Below are 20,837 nucleotides of genomic sequence, written 5' to 3'. Positions count from 1 at the left end.
GAAGCCCGATCGTCGTGTCGTGCGGCCGGTGGGGAAGAGGGAATCACCGGCGCGGGGAGCCGGACCGACGGGATGGCGAGGCGCGCCCCGGACGGCCCGAGTCTCCCTCCGGGCGCACCCTCCGACGCGGCCGACCCCCTCGTGTCCGAAGGGCGCTCCTCGGACCAACCAGCCGCTCCATCGGTCCGGTCGGACGGCGACCGACGCTCGACTTCTCGGGTCACCTCCAGCCCTCCTGGCTGCGGTCTGGCCGGCCCGTCGACGGGAGGGGCGGAAGCGCGCGCGGGAATCTCGCTCCGGCCGGGGCCGAGGGTATGGGCGTCCACGTCGGACGTCCCCGCGAGCCGTGCCCCGGCGCCCTCGTCCGTGGTAACGTCGGGCCGGAGAGCTCGGTCGTCGTCCACGAGACGGTCGAACTCCTCGACCGGCCCCGCCGTGTCGCCTTTCCCCGGTCGGACCGGCGGTGACGACGCCTCCTCGGGTCCGGAGGCTTCGGGCGGTCCCTCATCAACGGGTGCCGCCCATTCGGTTGCCTCCCACCGCATCCCCACGGGCTCGAACCGGGACGGAACACGCGGCTGAAGGTCGCCGGGGAGCCCGAGCGCGGCGGACACGAGGTCACCGAGGAAGTCGATCACCGGCGCACCAACTCCAGGTAGCGGCGTCGTCGTTCCGCGCTCATGGCGAGGATGGTGCGCTCACTCCACCCGTAGGCCGAAGCCAGCTCGTGCACCTCCGCCAGGATCCGAGCGGCCCAGGCCCGAATCTCCGTCCAGAAGTAGGACAGGATGTCGAACCGTGGCGTCCAATGGCGTCCGCATCCGGGGCAGGACACGTCGAGTCGTACGTTGGCTTGGGCGTCGAGTTCGGCCATGTGCTGCCCTAGGGTCTCCAGGACGTCCTCGGGGAGCTCCTCTACCTCTTCCCCTCCCCTCCGGATCGATACGATGCATCGCCGAAGGAGCTGGTCCCGTCCCAATCGGACGTCGGCTGTCTGGGTGGCGGCCTCCAGATCCAGCGAATTGGGGGCCCGGAAGGTCACCGTCCAGTCCCCGATGGTGACAACACCGGGAGACGAGACCGGGGGATCGCCGGCTCGAACCTGCTCGATCTCGAACTCCAGCTCGAGCACCTGTCCGCACCCAGAACACTCCGCGACCGCGGTCACCCTTGGTCCGAACGTCCACTCGCGGAGCGTCAGCAGCCTCGCGTCCCGCCGCCCGACCGGCAACTCCGCCAACCGGGGCGTCGGCGTCTCCGGTTCGGCCGCGGCGAGGAGCGACAGGGCGCGACGAACCGGAGTCTGGGACTCCTCCCGCTCCCAGACCTCCAGCAGCGTCGAGGGCGAGAGCGGACGCATCCGATCCCGCTACGCTGCGGGCTCCGTGAACGTGGGCTCGCTGGGCTCGCTCACCTCGTAGTCCCGCTCCCACCCCTCGTTCTCGAGCTTGATGTGCTGGATCGCCACGGCGTTCGCGTTCGCGTCCAGGTCGGGAACGGCCTGGTATTCGGAGACCCAGCACCGGAAGACCTTGTACGCGAGGACGAGCTGCCCGGCCTCGTTGTAGACCTCGATGATCATGTCCTTCCGAAAGTCCTTCAGCGAGACCTCTGCTCCAAGACCGCTGCCGAAGTTCCAGACCTTGTTCGCCCACTGCTCGAAGTCCACGTCGTGGGTGACGCCACGCTCCAGCGTGATCGCGTCGTATTCCGTGCGGCCGGGAGACTTGCGGCTGCTGCTGGGATCCCCCCCGTCCCGGTGCTTCACCACCTCGGTGGTCCGCTTGAGGGCTCCCACCTTGCTCACCCCGGCCACGTACCGCCCGTCCCATTTCACGCGGAACTTGAAGTTCTTGTACGGATCGAACCGCTCCGAGTTCACGCTGAACTGCGGCATGTGCCCCTCCTTCCGACTCGGTCCCCTCGCCAATCCAAGTGCATCAGGCCTGGATCTGGCCGGCGATCTGCTGGATGCGGATGATCACGAACTCGGCCGGCTTCAGGGGGGCGAACCCGACAACGATGTTGACGATCCCGCGATCGATGTCGTTCTGGATCGTGGTCTCCGAGTCACACTTGACGAAGTAGGCTTTCGCAGGCGTATTGCCTTGGAACGCTCCCTGACGGAACAGGTTGTGCATGAACGCCCCGATGTTCAGCCGGATCTGCGCCCAGAGCGGCTCGTCGTTGGGCTCGAACACAACCCACTTCGTCCCGCGGAACAGGGACTCCTCGATGTACAGGGCCAAGCGCCTGATAGGGACGTACTTGTACTCGGAGGCCAGCTGATCGCTTCCACGGAGGGTGCGGGCGCCCCACGCCACGGTCCCGATCACGGGGAACACGCGGATGGCGTTCACGCCGAGGGGGTTCAGGGTCCCGTGCTCGGCGTCGGTCAGCACGTAGTCGACGCCCTGTGCCCCTGAAACGCTCGCATCCATCCCCGCGGGGGCCTTCCACACTCCTCGGGACGCGTCGGTCCGCGCATAGAGGCCGGCGATGGCGCCGCTCGGTGCGGTGGAGCGCAGCTTGCCGTTCTTCAGCGGATCGGCGACCTTGATCCACGGGTAGTACACGGCCGCGTGATCGGACTTCGGAAGGCTGGTTCCGGTGGCCAGTTGTACGGCGTCCTCCGGCTTGGTGGGCGTCTGCGGTGCGTCGACGATCATGAACAAGCGGCGTTCCTCGCAGTAGGAGGCGGCATCGGCGAGGATTCCGGGGTCGGTGACACCCGGCATGCAGAGCAGGTTCACCTCGTCCACCCCATCGAGGGCGTAGACGCCCTCGCGCTTCGACCGGTCCCCGATGAACAGGGGGTATGCCTCCGCCGCCGTGTATGGCTGCTCACTCCCTCCGCCCAGGTGCGCGTTGTCGGCCGGGACGCTCGATGATCCGGCCAGGAGGTGCAGGGCGCCGGCGATGTCGTTCTGCGCCCCCGCGGCCATGGCCACCGAGGAGCCGCGGCCCCTGGTCCCGGACGACAGGACCAGCTTCTTGTTGGCGGTGTCCACGCTCACGGTGAAGTCGCGGTACGCGGGCTTGCCCGGTTTGAGGTTGCGGACGGCCGCCTGGAGCCGCCCGGTCACGTCGGCCATCTTCGCGTTGAGGTCCGCCCCTGCCGAGACGGCATCCCCGATCGAGACCGACGCGGCGACGTCGCCGTCGAGTGCGACCTGAAGGGCGTTCTGGGTGGCGCTGGGGAGCGCGTCGAGCTCGGTATCTCCGAACGCCCCGCTGATGAGCTGCCCGGGGTCGGGGGTCTCCTTGGGCCGAAGGGCACCCACCGCGTCGGCCTCGGTTCCCCCGTTCAGGGTCCCGAGCTTGAGGCGGGCCGAGATGTCGTTCCTCGCTCCCGGGAGCACTCGGACACTCGACGTCTCCCCCGCGGCGCCGGACGTCAGGAGGATCGAGGTCCCCTGTCGAGCACACGTGAACTGGGAGAGGGCGGTGTTGCCCGCGGTCTGGGCCCGAACCTTGGCCTGGATCGCGGCGCACAGGCTGGTCAGCTTGGCATTGGCGTTCGCTCCCGTCGCATCAGCTGCCGCCAGCTGCACCGGGACAGGGGGCAGCCCGTTGACGGAGACAAGCATCTGGCTGTGCCCGGGATCGATGAGCGCCGCCACGTCCACCGGGTTTCCGCCCCCGTCGACTAGATCGGCACTTTGGCTCGTGCCCTTCCCGAGGGCTCCGATCATGGCCCCCGTGACCTTCGACTCCAGCGTCACGAGCTGGGACACCCCGTTGACCACGTCGAGCGCGAATCGGGCATCCTGCCGGTTCATGGACAGGTCCGCGAACGTCTCGGACGACGACGAGGCCGGATTGTCCGGGTCGACGAAGGTGAGGGACATGTTGAAGCTGCTGTTGGGCCGGGCGGTCTGGTAGTCGACCCGGACCTCAATCCCGTTGCCGGACGCCCCCTCATCCAGAGCGTTGAGCGTCAGGACGTCTTGGCCGTCCGCCCGCTGGAGGGTGCGGGTGGCGGGCTGAGGGTTCTTGGCCAGGCGAACCACCCAGGCTTCGGCTCCTCCGTTCAGGAAGAACTGCCGTACCGCGTAGGTCAACTCCGAGTCAGGGCTCAGCCCTCCGAAGCGGCGTTCGAAGTCAGCGTAGCTGAGGAGGTGTACGGCCTTGTTGATGGGTCCTCGCTTCGCCGAACCGAGGAACGCCGTCACCGACGTGCTCACGCCGGTGATGGTTCGAACTCCGCTCGGAATCTCCTCGATGTAGACACCGGGGTACGTTGGCGCGATGGCCATATCGAGCCCTCCCTCCGTGGGACCTACGTCACGGGGTGCGGCGAGGGCGCCGGGAAAGACGGCACATCGACCTCAGACGAGGCTGGGGCTGGACCGTACGAATCCCCCACCAGGATCTTCCCCCTGCTCGGGCAGGCTGTCAGCAGCGTATACCCCAAGTCAAGTCGGGGAATCAAGGGGAATTGATGGTCCACGGTCGTCGGTCGAGTCGTCGCGATTGACTTGTCTCAGCCAGTGCGTTCCATGCCGGAATTGCGCTTTCGAAGGTACCGGCGACAAAGAGGACGCGCTGGTTGGCATCGCGCGATCCCTTGCGCCCCCCACAATTGAGTTCTCAAGAAGTTTCGCCGCCTCACTGCGGGCCTGACGGGTATGGTCATCGGGCACCGGGGCAACAAGACCAAGGCCCGCTAGACACCCGGGCCAGAGCAAAGGAGGCGGCCGAGGCATTCTGCCGTGTCATGCCCTGCGCCGAGGGGACCTGCAAGGTCGATGATGTCAGCGTCCGAGTTGACCCGGGATCAAGACGCCCTCGACGGATGGACCACTATCGCCAGCGTGATCGGAGTCAAGTGCGCTTGCGGGTGACCCGGAGCGCTTATGCCTCGTTCGTACGTGCTCAACATCACATGGAATGACCCATTCTCGGCGGGCGGGCCGCCAGGCTCGTAGCCCGTCCCCGAGTTGGTCTCGCCTGCGAACCGCCCTCCGGGGAGAACGCGGGGAGTCCCACTCGCCCTCCTGTCCGTCGCCGGGGGCTCGGGCAGGATCGGGTGCCTGTGTCGCTCGGTGGGACGGACCCCACCTGCTCAGAGATCCGGGTGGCGTGTCGAGTCCACGCTCGCTACCAGAGCATCGCGCAGGCACTCCCCCAAGGTCAGGCTAGGGCGGGCGATCCGGCGTAGAGCCTTGCCACCACTCCGGTCAGGCAGGTGTCGGCATCCGGGTCGTCGTCCCAATAGGAGCCGTGGGCTCGCAGTCCAGCCAACGCGAACAGTCCGGGGATCGAGAGGTGGTCCAAGCCCGATGGATTGTACAGGACGTTCTCGATCGGCTTGGTCGGTTCAAGCGACGTGTCGGTAGCCGTGATTCCCACGGTGGGTGTGCCATCCTCGGCGTCGTTTCGGAAGTTGGAGCTCAAGACGTCGACAGGACTGTAGACATTCCACCAGCTTCGCTCACCGCCCGGCCGCGAGCGGCCGTCGAAGTAGTCGCGCCAGTAGGTCCGGACCATGTCGAAGGGGCAGCCGATCGTCACGAGCCCTCTGATGTCCTCGGCTCGCCGCGGAGCGGGCGTGCCCTTAGGGAAGAGCGTGTCCAGGACTACGATCGAGCCGAAGCTGTAACCGATGAAATAGATACGTTGGTACGCCGGGGCTTGGTGCTCCGCCACGTGCTCAAGAAGCGCCTCGAGCCTGCCGCTGATGTCCACGCGGCGAGCGCCGAATCCCAGGTATGTGGTCGCTCCCAGGTAGTCGACGGCGGCATGCGAGAGGGCGGTCCGCACCTTGGGCAGGGACATGCCCAGAGCGGCGACCACCACCACGACCGCCTGTGCCAGCGATCCTCCCGGATGTCCCTTGCTGAACGCTTTCACCTGCGTCAGCGTCTTGATGAGCGCGTACACGACGATCCCCGCATACGCGCAAAAGAGCAACAGGACAAGCGAGCCGTAGACGAGCTGGAAGACCTCGGTCGCTCGCTTCGAGTGCTGCCGTTTTCCGTCCTCCCGAGGTCGCCGACGGACGATACTGCGGATCAGCCGGGTCATCGAGTAGCCGATCATGACGACGAGCGACATGGCCTGGAGAAAGAGGTTTCGCTCGGCGATGCCCTGAGTCAGCGTCTGATGATAATCGAAGCCATACAGGTCGGCCACGGGGACCTCGGTTGTCCCGTCGGCTCGACTGATGGTGGCAACGGCTGCCTTGTTCTTGTTCTCGCTTCCGTAGGTCTCTCCGGGCCCAAGCTTGGCCACGAAGGAGGCTCCGCGTTCGGCGGCGCGGTCGAATGCAATTGCGAGGCGTCGGGCCATCGTCTCGACGGACTGGTCCGTCCATTCGACGCCCAAGGCAGGGAGGAAGATGATGGCGTCTCTGCCGAGCGGCTCCATCGGGTGCTGATCATCCTCCATGTCCATTTGCCCCCTAGGCTGAAGATCCCCGTCGGAACAGGTGCTGGAACACCTCGATCACCTCGTCCAGCCACCCGATGGTGCGCAGGTCCCCGGCGAGCGACGCAGGGGGAGCGGAGATCAGGGAGTCCCGGCGGATGACCCGGTGCCAATTCAGGCGGGGAGGCCCTTGTCGGGGGTTGTCCCTATCCACGTGGGGGAACTGCACCCCGGCGGCATCCATGATGTTTATGAACTCCTGCGCCAGCAGGCCGTAGCCCACGGTGGTGGGGTGCACGCCGTCGAGGGCGAAGATACCCCCCTCCAGCCGGCCGGTCTTATCGGATCGGAAGAAGCGCGAGTCCACCTGCAGCGCCTCCACCTCGGGGGGGAGGGGGTAGGGCGTCCACCACGAGGGCTGGGCGGCGGCGTCTTGGAGGTACCTTCGGTAGGCCAGGCGGTCGAGCATCCCGGCCACGTCAAGCAGGTACCAGTCCCGGCCGGCCTGGCGGGCCTCACGGACCCTGTGCTCGATGTGGTCGTTGTACATGTCGATGGCGCTGTCGATGGCCCGGGCCCGCTGGTGGGTGAGGTGGGGGTCGGTGCCCGGGTGGAACGAGTCGTCGCCGATCCAGGGCCACGTGTAGTTCGCGAAGTACCGGGATCCGGGGTACTGCTTGGTGGTGCCGACGCCGTGGGCCAGGGGCGCCACGGTCACGTGGGGCACCGTGGTCCAGATCACGTGGCGGGCCCGGATGGGCTCCACCCCCTTGACCACCAGGTCGAACTCCGAGGCGAAGTGGCTGGGTCGCCACACGTTGTAGCGCCCCTTGGTCTTGAGGTCGTCGTAGCCCGCGCCGCTCCAGTGCACCGTGAAGTGCGTCACCGCGGACAGGGCGTTGTTGGAGCCCAAGAACACAATGAGGGTCTCGATGCCCTCCCCGTCCCCTGGCGCCTCCTCGGTCCCTTCCGCTCCGAGCTCCGCGGCCGCCGTGAGGGGGGTCAGGCCCCGCAGATGTTCGGTTCCCGACGGCAGGACCCGGAGCGCCGCCAGGTTGTTGCCGTTCTCGATGTTCGGGATCAGCTGGTGCTTGGGTGCGGTCATCTCCGCAGAGCACACGTCGAACGTCCGGTCCAGGGTGTCGCGGAGGTCCCACCCGAACACGGCGAGGTTGTGGTTGATCCCCGCGGCATGGGGGATCCGCGAGCCGGGGCCGTGCTCCCAGTACTGCTCGGCCTCGGCCATCCACTGACGGGCCCGGAACAGGGCCAAGGGGAGCTCGTACCAGTCGAGGCTGGGGCCGAACCGGTCCTCGAGCTCCCGGACCAGGAACTCCAGGTTGAGGGGGAGGCCCCCGAACCCCCAGTAGTGAGGACGGCGGAACTGCCGGAGCCACCCCAGCTCGTGGGCGATGAGGGCGGGATAGGAGATGTCGGTGTGGTAGATGGCGGCGCTCTGGAACCCGTGGGTGAGGGAGTCTCCGATCGCCACCAGGCGGTTGCGGGGCGTCCCCTCCGCACGCAGGGGGACGTCGACGCCGAGGCGAGGGTCGGCGGCCGGGCGTCTGGCCCCCGAGGTGATGACGACCTCGGCCGGAGTATGCGGATCTCGGAGGTCATCGGGAATCTGGGTGGCCATGCTCACTCCTTGGAGCCCGGCCGGGAGGCGGCGGCTGTCTCCTCGCCGTCCCGTCCGTCCATCGTCACTAGCAGGCAGACTGCCCAGGTCCGGGATCCGGGCTGGTGGAACCAAGCCCACGTCCACCTCGCGAGTCGGGCCTCCCGGTCCTCGCTCCCCCAGGGCCTGGGGGACGGGTCATGATCCCGATCCTCCGGGAACCGGACCTCGAGCCGCTCGAACAGGCCGAGCGATGCGATTTCGGACAACACCGCATTCTGCACCGCCTGGCTGGGGCGGGTGACCTGCTCATCGCGCAGTTCGAGGTACTCGATCACCTCCCGGAACGCGTGTTCTCTGCGCTCGGTCCTGACTTCGGGTGTCCCGAATTCAAGCTGAGAAGCGGGCGCCAGTGTCAATGATGCCGCGGCTCTCGGAACCGCAGGCAAGGCCCCATGATTCAACGATATGTGGCGCATTACCCTCCCGACGCGAGCCATGGCTCAGGTCACTTGCCCCTTGGAGTCGCCGAGGTGCTGAGTCTCTTGCGCTAAGTCAGCTGGCGAGCCGCGGTCGGCGGTTCGATCCAGCCACCTTCTCACGTCGGCCAAGACTTCCTCGGCCGTGCCTGCCACCATGGAGGGGCTCCCTGCTTCCCGACCGCCTACGTCGCTGATGAGCCGAGCCACGAAGCGATCCTCGCCACGGGAGCCCAACCACATGCGAATAACCATGGTTCCATCAGCGGGGCGCTCGATATCCACGGCGGTATCTTGACCCTTGCTCGGGTTTGACGCCAGTGCGCCGAGCCCTCGGGGAAGAATTCTTCTGCCAGTCGCTAACCCCTCACGCCTCGCGCATCGGAGCTGTACGCTCTCTACCGGACGGGGCTATGCAGAATTCTTGGGCGCACGGTCTCCGTTATTCCTGTCTTCAACTGGAAGTCGTCCTGCCTTTCAGATCGATCCCTCATATTGGCTCCTCGCTGAATCGAGTGGGTAGCCGGTTGCGCTCTCAGTCACAATGACGGTCCTTCCCCTGCCACCGACAGATGGGGAGGACCGTCGTGAACAACCTGGAGCTGTTCAAAGCCGCGCTGGGGCTGCAGGACCCGTGGGTGGTCGAGGCAATGGACTTCGACCCCGCCGGCCACCGCCTGGACCTGCACCTCGACTTCGCCCGGGGATCCCGCTTCCCCTGTCCCGGGGGCGACGAGGATGCCTGTGCGGTCCACGACACCCAGACGAAGACGTGGCGGCACCTCGACTTCTTCCAGCACCAGGCCTACCTGCACGCCCGGGTCCCCCGCATCAGCTGCCCCGCCCACGGCGTGCGCCAGGTCGCCGTGCCGTGGGCCCGTCCGGAGTCGGGGTTCACTCTGCTCTTCGAGGCCCTGCTCATGGCTCTCGTCTCCGAGATGCCGGTGCGCGCCGTGGCCGATCTCGTCGACGAGCACGACACCAGGCTGTGGCGGGTCCTGCACCACTACGTGGAGCTCGCCCGGGCCGCCCGAACGGACGAAGCCGTTCGCCAGGTCGGGATCGACGAGACCTCCGCGCGGCGGGGACAGGACTACATCAGCCTGTTCGTGGACCTCGAGCGCTCCGCCGTGCTGTACGCCACCGAGGGCCGGGACCACGAGGTGGTGGAGCGTTTCGCCACCGACCTCGCCGCGCACGGCGGGGACCCCGAGAAGATCACCGACGCCTGCTGCGACATGAGCCCCGCCTACATCCTCGGCATCGAGACCTCGCTCCCGAACGCCGAGATCACCTTCGACCGCTACCACCTGGCCCAGCTCCTGTCCAAGGCCATCGACGAGGTCCGCCGGGGCGAGGCTCCGTCCCGTCCCGAGCTGAAGGCGACCCGCTACCTGTGGCTGAAGCGTCCGCAGAAGCTCTCGGAGCACCAGCTGGCCGATCTCGCCTGGCTCCGGGTTCGCACCCGGGGCCTGCGCACCGCCCGGGCCTACTCCTGGCGGCTCGCCTTCGACGCGTTCTTCGACCTGCCTCCTGCCCTCGCAGAGGACTACCTCGACCGTTGGTACCGCGGGGCCATCCGCAGCCGGCTCGAGCCCATCAAGGACTTCGCCTACACCGTGGGCGAGCACTGGGACGGCGTCCTTCGCTGGCACACCACGAGGATCTCCAACGGCGTGCTCGAGGGTATCAACTCACTCGTCCAAGCGGCCAAGCGGCGGGCCCGCGGGTACCGCACCAAGGCGAACCTCATCGCCATGACCTACCTCATCGCGGGGAAGCTCGACATGGCGTCAGCCCACACGAAATAGCGAGGAGCCCTCATATTCCACATTGAATACCAGGGCTCGCCTCTTGAGAAGTGTGCCGCCGGGCGAGCCCCTCGAGACAGCCTTGACAACGCAGCCGAACCGGGGTCAGCATGCCCAGTAGCCCCCCAGGCATGTGCAAAGGTCGTCGCCTCGAGCGGCGGCTCTTCGAGAAAGGGGGCGCTGTGGCCGATCCCGCCAAGCCTATTCAGGTCTGTGTCGATCGAATCCTGCCCGCTGAACGACAGGTCGAGGCCGCCGGACGGTCGGTCGCCGAGAACCCATCCAACACCCCCATCCCGCCTCGGCACGTCGCGCCCGGGGCCCCCTTTGATCACCCACTCAGCCTCGCCATGCTCACCGGATACATGTGGTTTAAGACTGGCAAGACCCTGCGGGTCCGGTTCCTGGACGGCGACCCGGCCGTGCAGGCGCGCATCCCGAGGTTCGCCGAGGCATGGAGCCAGTACGCGAACATCACGTTCCAGTTCGGTAACGACCCCGACGCGGAGATCCGGATCTCCTTCCAGGATCCCGGATCGTGGTCCTGGATCGGCACCCAGTGCCTGAGCATCGCCAAGGACCAGCCCACCATGAACTTCGGCTGGCTCACCCCGGACACGGCCGACGACGAGTACTCACGGGTGGTGACCCACGAGTTCGGGCACTCCATCGGTTGCATCCACGAGCACCAGAACCCGGTCGCGGGCATCCCGTGGGACAAGCCCGTGGTGTACCAGTACTACGAGGGGCCACCCAACAACTGGACCCAGCTGGAGGTCGACGTCAACCTCTTCCAGCGCTACGACAAGACGATCACCCAGTACTCGACCTTCGACCCCACCTCGATCATGGAATACCCCATCCCCGCCCAGTTCACAGACGGCGAGCTCGTGGTGGGGCTGAACGAGGTGCTGTCGGACATGGACAAGCAGTTCATCGCGGGCCAGTACCCTTTGCAGCCCAAACCGGACGGAGAGATCGAGGTGGGCGGGGCCCCGGCCGAGGGATCTATCGGCGTGCACGGCGAGGAGGACACCTACCACTTCACCGCGTCCGCCCAGGGGGCCTACACCATCGAGACCTCCGGGCCGACCGACATCGTCCTGGCGCTGTTCGGACCGGGCGACTCCACCGCGCTTGTCGCGTCCGACGACGACAGCGGGGTCGACCTGAACGCGAAGATCGTCCAGCCGCTCGAGCCCGGCGAGTACGAGGTTCGCATCCGACACTGGTCGCCGTCCGGGACCGGCACCTACCAGGTGTCCGTCTCCATGGCCGGCTGAGGCATGGACCCCCCAAGCGAATCCCCGCCAGGGGCGGGCGAAGAGCCACAGGCGGGCGGCGGACAGTCGGATGGCGGCCCGCAGGGCAGGTACTTCGACCTGACCATCCTGGCCCAGGATCCGAGCGTCATGGAACCGGGGCCGGACGGCGAGCCGAGGATCCTCCGGGCCTGCGTCCGGATCCCGGCCCACATGGTGAAGCCGGGGCCGCGGGGCCCCCGGTTCCACGTCGTGGACTACGACCCCATCACCAAGAACCTCCAGAAGCCGTTCGAGCTCGGCAAGGACGGCGCCGTCCTCGACCTCTTCGAGCACACGCCCGATCAGGAGCTCGTGGCCGACCACCGGTTCCACGCCCAGAACGTGTACGTGATCACCGCACGGACGTTGAACGCGTTCGAATCCGCTCTCGGCCGCAGGGTTCCGTGGGCCTTCGGATCGCACCAGTTGTACGTGGTCCCGCACGCCTTCCAGGAGGCAAACGCCTTCTACGCCGACTCCGACCAGGCCCTGCTGTTCGGGGACTTTCCCCTCCCGGACCGCCCGGTGTTCACGTGCCTGTCCCACGACATCGTGGCCCACGAGACCACCCACGCCATCCTCGACGGGCTGCGGTCCCGATTCGACGCCCCCGGCCTTCCGGACCAGCCCGCATTCCACGAGGCCTTCGCCGACATCGTGGCGCTGCTCTCGGTGTTCTCCATGCAGGAGGTGGTGAGCCGCCTGATCCGCAAGCAGCCCGGGGGAACCCTTCAGGAATCGGACGTCACCCCGGACCGGCTCCGCGAACTGGCCCTGGTGAAGATGGCGGAGGAGCTCGGGGACGCCGTCCTCGCCACCCGCGGGGAGGGGCTGCGCAACTCCGCCAAGCTGGAGCCCACCGAGGAATGGAAGGACCCCACCAAGCTGGAGTGGGAGGAGCCCCACCGCCGCGGGGAGATCCTGGTGGCGGCGGTCATGCGAACGCTGATCGAGCTGTGGATCGAACGGCTCCAGGGCCTGATCCAGGCTGGCCAGCTGGACCGGGAACGGGCCGCCGAGGAGGGCTCGACGTCCGCCACGCACCTGCTGTCGATGATGATCCGGGCCATCGACTACTGCCCGCCGGTCGACTTCGAGTTCGCGGACTTCCTGGACGCCATCCTGCTGTCCGACGAGGAGGTCGCCCCGGACGACGAGCACGGGTACCGCCCGGCCCTGCGGAAGGCGTTCGAGGCCTACGGGATCCGTCCCCGGAACTGGCCGGCGCCGCCGTCTCTTGTTCCGGTGGACGCCTACACCTACCGCGACTTCAACTACATGGCCCTGCGCTCGGAGCCCGAGGAGGCCTTCCGGTTCCTGTGGGAGAACGCCGGCCTGCTCGGGATCGACCGGAGCTACTACTTCAAGGTGGAGGACGTTCTCCCGGCGGTGCGGATCGGCCCGGACGGGTTCGTGGTGTCCGAGTCGGTGGTGGACTACGTGCAGCAGCTCGAGGCCACCCTGGCCGACCTCCGCGTCCTAGCCCCGGAGGAGTTCGCACCGCTCTCGGCCCTGACCGGTGACACCCCCGTCAAGGTGTGGGGGGGCGGCAGCATCATCTTCGACCAGTTCGGAAGGGTGAAGCACCACCAGTTCAAGCGCCTGGGCGACTGGGACCGCCAGGCCCGGCGCCTCCAGTACCTCGTCCGGCGCGGGATCAAGGACACCGAGGGGCGGTACGGGTTCACTTCAGGGGGGCCCGCCGGGATGCGGTTCGCCCTCCTCCACCAGCCGGACAACCGGGCCGGGGAGGCCTGGTGATGCGGCGATGAACGGCCAGGGCGGCGCCGCGCCCTCCCGCATCTCGGTGCGGATGCACCGGGTCGGGTTCGGGGACTGCTTCCTGCTCACCTTCACCTATCCCGACGCTCTGGACGACAACCGGTCGGAGCGCCACGTGCTGATCGACTTCGGTTCGACCAGCCTTCCCACCGGGTGGAAGGACCTCACCAAGGTGGCGGCCGAGATCAACGCCCGCACGGGAGGCCAGATCGACGCGGTGGTGGTCACCCACCGCCACCGGGACCATCTGTCGGCCTTCGCCGTGCCCGACATCGTGAACATGCTCCAGGCAACCCAGCCGCCGAGGCTGGTGGTCCGATCGTGGACCGAGGATCCCGACGCCGACGCCAACTTCACCGGGGGAAACGGTGCTCCGGGGGCGGATTCGCTGGCGTTCGCCAAGTCGCTCCGGTCCGCATCGGAGTTCGCGGACGCTATGGCGGGGAGCATCGCCGCCCGCCCGGGGCGAAGCCGCCTGCTGGGCGACCTGCACCAGGTGGCACTGACGCAGCTCGCCAATAGCGACGCGGTGGGCCAGCTCGCGACGTGGAGCGCGAACGGGAAGGGCGAGTACCTCCGCTATGGGATGACCACCTCGCTCGAATCCCTGCTGCCGGGGGTTCGAGTGAAGGTTCTCGGGCCGCCCACCATCGAACAGCACGCCGACGTCGCTTCCGAACGATCTTCGGACCCCGCAGAGTTCTGGATGCTCTACAGGCAGGTCGTCGGATCCATCCCCGCGGCGACGGTCTCGGCGCTGGCCCAGGCCGCCAGGGATGACCGGCTCCAGTCGGGGGGGGGCGATGACGTCGCGTCCACCATCGGCGACCTGGGCCCGGTGAGGTGGCTGACCAGCCACTTGGACCGCCAGCAGATCGGGTCCTTCCTCCGAATCGTGCGGGTCATGGACGACGCCCTGAACAACACCAGCGTGATCCTGGCATTCGAGGTCGATGGGCCGGGCGGGACAAAGCGCCTGCTCTTCCCCGGCGACGCACAGATCGAGAACTGGGAGTACGCGCTCAAGATCGTGGACGTGGCCGAGAACACCGATCTCCTGCGGCAGGTCGACTTGTACAAGGTGGGCCATCACGGGAGTCGCAACGCCACGCCCCGCAGCCTATTCGGGCTGTGGACCGAGGACGCGACCGCAGGGCGGCCGATGACCGCGATGATGTCGACGAAATCCGGCGTCTTCGGCAAGACCCAGGAGACGCTCGTGCCGAGGGACACCTTGGTATCCGCGCTCACGCAGCGGATGACTGCCGGCATGTACGACTCCGAGAAGCTTGACGGGCTGTGGGTGGAGGTCTCTGCGGACACTGCTTCTGCCGATCCGTTCGTCGAGAGTGCCCACGGGTAGTCCTCGGTGCCGACTGTTCGGGATGTTCTCGAAGCCTTGGGCTCGGCAAGATGCGGGAGTCATCGTCGGGATGGGCCCTGGGCGGGAAGTCCATCGGCGGCGTGGACACGGGTCACTGACGTGAGGACGAAGCTTGAAGGTGATTCATCCGCTCGGCCCGGACAACCTTTACCTGTTCCACTCGTTCCTCGAGGCCGCAGACCGGAACAGCATCGACACGGCGCCGCGAGCCCGGGATTCGGGGCAGCTGCCCTCGTAGGGGAGAGGTCATCCGGCCCAACCGAGAACAGGAGGTGAGGCAATGGCACCAGCCCATGTACGGCGAGACGTGTGGACTCTTGCTCCCAACCATCCAATCATCGTGGCGTATGCGGAAGCGGTCGCAGCCATGCGGACAAAGCCCCGGACCGACCCAACGAGTTGGGAATACCAAGCCGCGATCCACGGCACCTATTTGGCGCGTCCCCTGTCCCAGTGGAACCAATGCCGACATGGGTCTTGGTACTTCGTGTCGTGGCACCGGATGTACCTGTACTACTTCGAGCGGATCGTCCGGGCCCAGGTCGTCACGAACGGAGGGCCCAGGGACTGGGCTCTTCCCTATTGGAATTACGCCGGAGGGGGAAACCACAACACCCTGCCTCCGGCATTTCGGAGCCCGACGCTCGCGGGCGGCTCGAAGAACCCGCTGAACGTGGCCCAAAGAAACCCCGGCATCAACGCAGGAGCAGGATTGCCTGCATCCATCACCTCACCCGCGTTCGCCCTGTCTCGGCCAACCTTCACAGGACGCAGCGAGTTCGGCGGGGGTCGGACCTCGCCGCTCGGCCAGTTCCTCAGCGAAACGGGTCGGCTCGAACAGACCCCCCACAACGACATCCACGTAGCCATTGGCGGCTTGATGGGGGATCCCGACACCGCAGCCCAGGATCCGATCTTCTGGCTCCACCACGCGAACATCGACCGGCTCTGGTGGCTTTGGGAGCAGCGCCACCGTAATCCGACCGATGTCGCCTGGACCGGCCAGTCATTCGACTTCGTCGACGCTGGCGGCGGCTCGGCGACGCTCACCGGCGTCGATGTCCTCGACACGGAGAGGCAGCTCGGCTATACGTACTATCAGGCGGTCGCGAGGCCCCTGTTGCCTTTCGAGGAGAAGCCGCGGATGCAGGTGAAGTGGCCTTGGCCTTGGCCCGAGCGTCCCGAGGTCCCGCAGCCCTCGAGTGCCGATGCGGGCGGAGATGTCGAGCCCCTGCGAAGCCTCGTCGGCGCGACGGATAAGCCGATCCGGCTGGTTGGCGAGGAAGCCCGCGTGCCCATCGCGATCGACGAGCGCGCTACGCAATCGCTGAGTGGGAAGGCCGCCGCCGTCGTTCCTCAGCACCGCGCCTTTCTCGACATCGAGGGCATCGATGCCGAGCGCAATCCGGGCACCGTGTACGGGGTCTACGTGAACCTGCCGGAGCAGCCGACCCAAGACGATCTCGCGACTCACCACGTCGGAAACATTTCTCTCTTTGGCGTTGAGCGAGCCCGTAATCCTCGCGGCGACGAGCAAGCGCACGGGCTCCGCGTCTCCATGGAGATCACCGAACTGCTCGACCGCCTCGCAGCTGAGGGCACGTGGCAGGAGGGTGGACGGGTCGAAGTGGCCCTTCGTCCGATCACCCTCGAGCCTCCCGAGGACCGGGCGGAGGGCGCAGCCCAGATCGCGCCGACCGGGCACCCTGACACTCCGATCACGATTGGCCGGATCAGCGTCCAATTCGCCTGATGGCCGGCGTCGCGGCGCCGGGTGCACAACGACGCCCGGTTCGGAGGCTGCTCGCGCGCCGTCCCGAGCTCGGGGCAGCGGCCGTCGTAGCACTAGCTTGGATTGGGCTAGCAGGGCTCGATGCCGGGGCCGCGCCCCACGCGGCGGCCGACCCTTCTACCGGTGCAACCGCTTGGACGCCATGGATCTGCCGGCTGTTCGTGGAGTCGTCGGCCGCCCCGAATGGCTGGTCACAGTTGTCCCGAGGATTGCCCAACTGGGAGCTGATGACGGTCGCGATGATGGGCCCGGCGGCGCTCGCGGGTATCAGGCACACTGGGCTCAATACCCTAACCTGGCGACGCGGGCGAGCCATGGTGGAGTTCGGCATGGCCTATTTAGCCGTGTGGACCACGTTCGGGGCGGCAATGCTCGTGGCGACGGCGCTTGGGCCTCAAGTATCTGGGTCAGTGGCCGTGGCGGCCATACTGTGTGGAGCCGCCGCGTGGCAGATGACCCCCGCCAAGCGTCGCTCGCTTCGGGAGTGCCATCGGGCATTACCCCTGCCTCCCCGGGGCTGGCGCGCTGAGTTGGGAGCCCTTCGGTTCGGGCTTCGGAATGGTCTCTCCTGCCTCGGCTCGTGCTGGTGCTTCATGCTGGTGATGACGGTCCTTCCGGACGAGCATCTCCTATGGGCACTGGGTCTTGCCCTGGTGGCCGCGTCGGAGAGGCTGTTGCAGCGGCCCCGTCGCGTATCGCGCCTCGCGGCGCTGGCGCTAGGACTCGCTGCGGTCACGTCGCTCTGGGTCTAGGTAGGAGAGTCACATGCCCAACCTCTGGCACAAGCTGCCTCGTAATGAAACGCCTGAGCACGTTGAACTGGAAGGCCCAGCAACAGGATCTGGAATCCCTTGGGGTCCAGAAACTCGATCCCGGGTGAGACCGGCACTGGCGCCCGGTCTGCGACAATGCCGTCGGGTCCAGCAACTCGATCACGTGGCGTGCCGAGCCGCGCCGCCCAGGCAGCGCCGCCCCTGACTGCCAGAATTCACGGCCATGTTTGCGTGGATGCTCTACCTGCTCATCCGCCGCCTGGTGCGGTTGCTCGGCCGGGAGGAGGAGCCGAGCGAGCCGCCGAGCTCGAGGTCTTGGTCCTCCGCCACCCGCTCTCGATTCTCCGGCGCCAGGGTAAGCGACCGACGTTCGGCCCGCGGGATCGAGCGTTCATGGCTGCGCTCAGCCAGTCCCTGCCTCGAGAGCGATGGCATTCGTTCCTGGTGCGACCGGAGACCCTGCTCCGGTGGCACCGGCGTCTGGTCGTCCGGAAGTGGACCAAGAGGCACCGACCGCCGGGCCGACCGGCGATCGACCCTGAGGTCCGCGCGCTGGTACTGCGCCTCGCGCGAGAGAACCCTCGGTGGGGCTACCAGCGGATCCGCGGCGAGCTCCTGCGCCTCGGGGTCCGGATCTCGGCGAGCTCGATCGCGACGCTCCTTCGCCGGGCCGGCCTGCGACCAGCACCCAGACGAGGACCGACCTGGTCGGAGTTCCTGCGTAACCAGGCTCGCGTCATCATCGCCTGTGACTTCCTCACGATCGAGACGATCAGGCTGAAGACGATCTACGTGCTGTTCTTCATCGAGTTGTCCACAAGGCGCGTCCATATCGCCGGCGCGACCGCGCACCCGGACTCGGCCTGGGTCACCCAGCAGGCCCGGAACCTCGCCATCGACATGGCCGATCATGGCGCCCGGGCCCTGATCCACGACCGGGACGCGAAGTTCTCCGGTCCGTTCGATGAGGTGTTCGGCACCGAAGGCGTCGAGGTGATCCGCACGCCGTATCGGGCCCCGAACGCGAACGCCGTCGCCGAACGCTGGGTGGGCACCGTCCGGAGGGAGTGCCTGGACTGGATTCTGATCACCGGGAGGCGGCACCTCGAACGGACGCTCAAGACCTACGAGGCTCACTACAACGGGCACCGCCCCCATCGGAACTTGAATCTCGCTGCTCCCGAGGACGGCGGGGCCGAGCAGTCGGACATCGAACCGTCCGGTGGTGTGAGGAAGAGGGACGTTCTGGGCGGATTGATCCAGGAGTACGAGGTCGCGGCGTGACCGTGATCGAGTTTCTGCACCCGACGGCTTGGTTCCGCCGGTCCCGAATCCAAGGGACGACTCCCGTGGTTAGAATCGCCTTTCCGGAGGATCCGCTCCATGCAAGGGCCGCGTTCCGCCCGCCAACTCGCGGACGAAGTACCATGCGTGCCGGGTGACAGCCACCAGGATATCGGGGGAGACGCGGTGGAGCAGTCGGTCGGCCATGTTCTTAGGGTCTCACCGCTGGCAGAGGCGGCGATTCTTCACGCTGCCCTGCAGCATGAATGCAGGGAAGGCGACCAGTTCCTCTCTCCCCGAACCGTGAGCTTCGGTGGGGACGAATACGCGGAGCTCATCATGGTGCTCACCTCCGCGAGCGCGGTTCGCGCCATCGCTAGGGTTCTTGTTGCCTGGATCAAGTCCAAGCGGGACCGAGTGGTCGTGCTGGATGGCCAGAGCATTCGAGGCTACTCCGCAGACGATGTCGTGAGAATCATGTCCTCTCGAACCCCATAGCGATGGACCTAGAGGAACTAGTGGCTCTATACCAAAGGGTCCTTGCGAATGCGCAATGGGACCCGCCGCGCCCGGAACTCGTCGCAAACTGGGAGTCGATGTTTCCCGAAGGGGAAAGCTACATCCAGGACTGGGTGGGACGTAATTATGAGGCACATGCCCGAAGCACGGAGGAGATGTTCAACGCGCTGCGGAGGTTCATTGTCGAAGGGAACGCTAATCTCTCGGCCCTCTCTCGAGAGGCACCCCTTGTATTCATCAATTCATGGGATCGCCACACGGGGGCGCGTCAGCTGTCGGGTACTGCGCCAGTCATCCTCGTTGATGCAAACCTTACGACCTTCATATGGAGTATGAACAAGGCTTGGCTGTACGGATCCTTCAAAGGCACTTCTGCTTACCTCACTCAGCTTACTCTCCTGCGGCATGCATTGATGTTGCGACGGCTGCCCTTTGACGAAGCGGGCATGCTGGTGGAGACGGCGCTGCGAGAGGCTCGGCCCCCTCATCCCTCACCGGAGGCGATTGCCGCCTTGCTCGGTGAGACGTGGTTACACGAGATGTTTGTGCTGGCTCATGAGATGGCTCATATCGAGCTCGGGCACCTCGAAGAGGATGCCGCGGCGGTCGCCCCAATTCTCATGAGCGAGGTCGTGCGCTCGCTGGTGTCTTCCCGGTCGGCAGGCTTCGAATTGGCGGCGGACGAACTTGCGTTGCGTTTGCTTCTAAACGCCTTCGGACCAGACAGGCGAGAGTCCATGGAGACCGTCATGATTGGCGTCTTCCTTATCACACGGTACTTCGTGTGGCTCGAGTTGGTAGTCGGCAGCCCTGATGATAATGGGCGCGACCAGATCTGGCTACCAAGGCACTTGCACCTGCGTGAGGTATTTCGCAGCTTGTATGAGTGGGGCAGCCTGGGCTTCATCAGCGAGCTCTTGGAGGAACTTGAGCAGGAAATGGAGCCGGGAGCCTTCACGGCTGCTGCAAGGTTCAGGAACGTCTGGAATGTCGTATCCGAGTCCACGGACAAATAGCGTCAGCACCCGGTTCTGGCTAGGTCGACGACATGAGTCCGAAATATTGCGCCCCTGACACGGGGAGGTCCCGGCTTGACAGGCCTTCTTCTTTGAGCGAAAAGGAAGGAGAGTCATGACCAGGAAGGCCTGCACAGCTTCTGCGATGCCCCCATCCAGGCCTCTGGCTGTGCAGGCCCCGTGGGGTCCGGAAACTTGATCGCGGGCCTGAGAGCGGCAGCGACGGTCCGGTCTGCGAGAATGCCGCGCCGTGATCCGCTCCCTCCTCTATCTCCTCCTGCGCCGCGTCCTCGGCCTGGTCCAATCGGACCAGCGCTCGCGTCCCCGCAAGTCCGTCGTTCTGGTCGCCACCAGTAGGAACTTGCACCCCCCACGCGGCCTCGCCGGTCCCCTCGAAGTGCAGCCCCGCAGGCCTCCTCGAGGGCCGAGAACGCTGTTATGGGGACGTCGATGGTGAGGGAGACTGTGATGCGCACTGGGCTCAACTCCTGTGCTTCGAGCTTGCAATTTGGCCGAGGTAAGCCTAGTGCCTTCTTTGGTTCTCCTCACCTTTCTGTGGGTGCTTCTGGGAGTCGCGGTGTCGGCGTTCACGGAAACCACCAGTTGAAAGGGCTCGCGTTCAAGTTATCCACCAGTCCCGCGTTCACGTAATCCCGCAGTTCTGAGGCGGGAGGTCCACCACCTGGGCTCCTTGTCAACGTAG

The 20,837-nt window shown here is 66.5% G+C and carries 14 protein-coding genes; 8 read left to right on the top strand and 6 right to left on the bottom strand.

The window, feature by feature from the left end:
* Positions 1-634: 634 nt before the first annotated feature.
* The 6 genes from M3Q23_15620 to M3Q23_15595 all read right to left on the bottom strand — a co-directional run bounded on the left by M3Q23_15620 (position 635) and on the right by M3Q23_15595 (position 8,328).
* On the bottom strand, positions 635-1,360 hold the full coding sequence (locus tag M3Q23_15620; GenBank protein ID MDP9343486.1) for a phage baseplate protein: 726 nt from the start codon (positions 1,358-1,360) through the stop codon (positions 635-637).
* Positions 1,361-1,369: 9 nt separating this feature from the next.
* On the bottom strand, positions 1,370-1,897 hold the full coding sequence (locus M3Q23_15615; protein MDP9343485.1) for a phage tail protein: 528 nt from the start codon (positions 1,895-1,897) through the stop codon (positions 1,370-1,372).
* A gap of 43 nt (positions 1,898-1,940) precedes the next feature.
* A complete protein-coding gene (locus tag M3Q23_15610) occupies positions 1,941-4,259 on the bottom strand; it encodes a phage tail sheath subtilisin-like domain-containing protein (GenBank protein MDP9343484.1) in 2,319 nt (772 codons plus the stop codon).
* A gap of 877 nt (positions 4,260-5,136) precedes the next feature.
* Positions 5,137-6,399, bottom strand: coding sequence for a hypothetical protein (locus M3Q23_15605; protein MDP9343483.1), 1,263 nt, complete (start codon positions 6,397-6,399; stop codon positions 5,137-5,139).
* 7 nt (positions 6,400-6,406) lie between these two features.
* Positions 6,407-8,011: a hypothetical protein gene (locus M3Q23_15600; GenBank protein MDP9343482.1), complete on the bottom strand. Its 1,605-nt coding sequence runs from the start codon at positions 8,009-8,011 to the stop codon at positions 6,407-6,409.
* A 2-nt stretch (positions 8,012-8,013) separates the two neighbouring features.
* On the bottom strand, positions 8,014-8,328 hold the full coding sequence (locus M3Q23_15595) for a hypothetical protein (protein MDP9343481.1): 315 nt from the start codon (positions 8,326-8,328) through the stop codon (positions 8,014-8,016).
* A 728-nt stretch (positions 8,329-9,056) separates the two neighbouring features.
* Between M3Q23_15595 and M3Q23_15590 the strand changes: the two genes are divergently transcribed.
* The 8 genes from M3Q23_15590 (at position 9,057) to M3Q23_15555 (ending at position 20,134) form a co-directional block, all read left to right on the top strand.
* Positions 9,057-10,280: an ISL3 family transposase gene (locus M3Q23_15590; GenBank protein ID MDP9343480.1), complete on the top strand. Its 1,224-nt coding sequence runs from the start codon at positions 9,057-9,059 to the stop codon at positions 10,278-10,280.
* 350 nt (positions 10,281-10,630) lie between these two features.
* Positions 10,631-11,563 (top strand): peptidase, encoded by a 933-nt coding sequence (locus M3Q23_15585; GenBank protein MDP9343479.1) that lies wholly within the window; start codon positions 10,631-10,633, stop codon positions 11,561-11,563.
* A gap of 3 nt (positions 11,564-11,566) precedes the next feature.
* Positions 11,567-13,345 carry a hypothetical protein gene (locus tag M3Q23_15580; protein ID MDP9343478.1) on the top strand — a complete coding sequence of 593 codons (1,779 nt, stop codon included), beginning with the start codon at positions 11,567-11,569 and terminating at the stop codon, positions 13,343-13,345.
* 7 nt (positions 13,346-13,352) lie between these two features.
* A complete protein-coding gene (locus M3Q23_15575) occupies positions 13,353-14,729 on the top strand; it encodes a hypothetical protein (protein ID MDP9343477.1) in 1,377 nt (458 codons plus the stop codon).
* A 388-nt stretch (positions 14,730-15,117) separates the two neighbouring features.
* Complete coding sequence (locus M3Q23_15570; GenBank protein MDP9343476.1) at positions 15,118-16,503, top strand: tyrosinase family protein; 1,386 nt, start codon at positions 15,118-15,120, stop codon at positions 16,501-16,503.
* Positions 16,504-17,708: 1,205 nt separating this feature from the next.
* Positions 17,709-18,599 (top strand): integrase core domain-containing protein, encoded by an 891-nt coding sequence (locus M3Q23_15565; GenBank protein MDP9343475.1) that lies wholly within the window; start codon positions 17,709-17,711, stop codon positions 18,597-18,599.
* 147 nt (positions 18,600-18,746) lie between these two features.
* Positions 18,747-19,097: a hypothetical protein gene (locus M3Q23_15560; protein MDP9343474.1), complete on the top strand. Its 351-nt coding sequence runs from the start codon at positions 18,747-18,749 to the stop codon at positions 19,095-19,097.
* A gap of 20 nt (positions 19,098-19,117) precedes the next feature.
* Complete coding sequence (locus M3Q23_15555; GenBank protein ID MDP9343473.1) at positions 19,118-20,134, top strand: hypothetical protein; 1,017 nt, start codon at positions 19,118-19,120, stop codon at positions 20,132-20,134.
* The last annotated feature ends 703 nt before the right edge of the window (positions 20,135-20,837 follow it).

The organism is Actinomycetota bacterium (assembly GCA_030774015.1).
Taxonomy (GTDB): domain Bacteria; phylum Actinomycetota; class UBA4738; order UBA4738; family JACQTL01; genus JALYLZ01.
The sequence above is the reverse complement of the archived record's forward strand: the minus strand, read 5'-3'. Positions and strand labels throughout refer to the sequence as shown.